At 65.8% G+C, this 1,629-nt stretch carries 1 protein-coding gene and 1 pseudogene; both read left to right on the forward strand.

The window, feature by feature from the left end:
• Nucleotides 1-129 precede the first annotated feature (129 nt).
• The gene (prfA, locus tag AB4Y86_RS18530; protein ID WP_441403607.1) at nucleotides 130-1,203 is read left to right on the forward strand and encodes a peptide chain release factor 1; all 1,074 of its coding nucleotides are present in this window, start codon (nucleotides 130-132) and stop codon (nucleotides 1,201-1,203) included.
• Between the two features lie 29 nt (nucleotides 1,204-1,232).
• Nucleotides 1,233-1,629: pseudogene (locus tag AB4Y86_RS18535) on the forward strand (peptide chain release factor N(5)-glutamine methyltransferase); the annotation flags it as partial.

Genomic DNA, 1,629 nt, shown 5'->3' on the forward strand with positions numbered 1-1,629 from the left:
CGGCTCMGGCAGGCCCGAAGCCACTCCCGGGGCGGAAAAATCCGTGCGGCTTCGTCGTTAAGTCGCCAGCCGCGGTTCAGTTTTTGTGTCGTAACTAGACTTGGTTCCAAGTCGAAAGAGGTTTTGAAAATGTTTGAGTCCGTACAGGGGTTGTTGGATGAGCATGCTGCCATCCAGGCCCAGCTTGGGGATCCTGCTGTTTATGCTGACCAGAAGCTGGCCCGGAAATTGGGGCGGCGCTCGGCCCAGTTGAACGGCATTGTCGAGGCTTACCACCGCTGGGAGGCCATCAGTGATGACCTCTCGGCCGCGAAGGAAATGGCGGACGAGGATCCGGAGTTTGCCGCCGAGGTGCCCGAGCTCGAGGCCGCCCTGGACACGGCGGCGGCCAAACTGCGCCGGCTGCTGATCCCGCGCGACCCGGACGACGCCCGCAACGTGATCCTCGAGGTCAAGGGCGGCGAAGGCGGCGACGAGGCCGCGCTGTTCGCCGCCGACCTGCTCCGGATGTACACCCGTTACGCGGAATCCCGCGGCTGGAAAACCGAGCTCATCTCCGCCACCGAATCGGACCTGGGCGGTTACAAGGACGTCCAGATGGCCGTCAAGGGCAGCTCCAACGATCCGGCCGAGGGCGTTTACGCGCGGCTCAAGTTCGAAGGCGGCGTGCACCGCGTCCAGCGCGTTCCGGTGACCGAATCCCAGGGCCGCATCCACACCTCGGCGGCCGGCGTGCTGGTGCTGCCCGAGGTGGACGAACCCGAAGAACTCGAGATCAACCAGAACGATCTGAAGATCGACGTCTACCGTTCCTCCGGCCCCGGCGGACAGTCGGTCAACACCACCGACTCGGCCGTGCGCATCACCCACCTTCCCACCGGAATCGTGGTGGCAATGCAGAACGAGAAGTCCCAGCTGCAGAACCGTGAGGCCGGTATGCGCGTGCTGCGGGCCCGCATCCTTGCCCACCAGCAGGAGCAGATCGACGCCGAGAACTCGGCCCAGCGCAAGTCGCAGATCCGCACCATGGACCGTTCCGAGCGCATCCGGACCTATAACTACCCGGAAAACCGGATTGCCGACCACCGCACCGGCTACAAGGCGTACAACCTTGACCAGGTCATGAACGGCGATTTGGAGCCGGTAATCCAGTCCGCCATCGAGATGGACGAACAGGCCCGCCTCGACGCCATCGGCGACTAGTCCGGCCTGCCCGTCGATGACACCTGACAATGACACCTGAGTCCGGACCGAGCCTCGCCGACGCCGTCCGCGACGCCACCGCCGTGCTGGCCGCCGCCGGGGTGCCCAGCCCCGAGGTCGACGCCGAACTCCTCGCCGAGCACCTGCTTGGCGGGGGCCTCGGCCGGCTCCGCGCGATGATGCTGGGTGATTCCCGGGCACCGGAGGGCTACGAGGAACTCGTGGCCGAACGGGCACAACGGATCCCGCTGCAGCACATCACCGGCGTGGCGCATTTCCGGTACCTTGAACTTGCGGTGGGTCCGGGGGTGTTCATCCCGCGCCCGGAAACGGAATCCGTGGTGCAGTTGGTGATTGACTGGCTCAGGGACCGGGACGCAAGCAGCGACCAGTCGCGCACGGCGGCACGGCCCAGGGTCGTGGACC

Source organism: Arthrobacter sp. 2YAF22_2 (assembly GCF_052114645.1).
Taxonomy (GTDB): domain Bacteria; phylum Actinomycetota; class Actinomycetes; order Actinomycetales; family Micrococcaceae; genus Arthrobacter.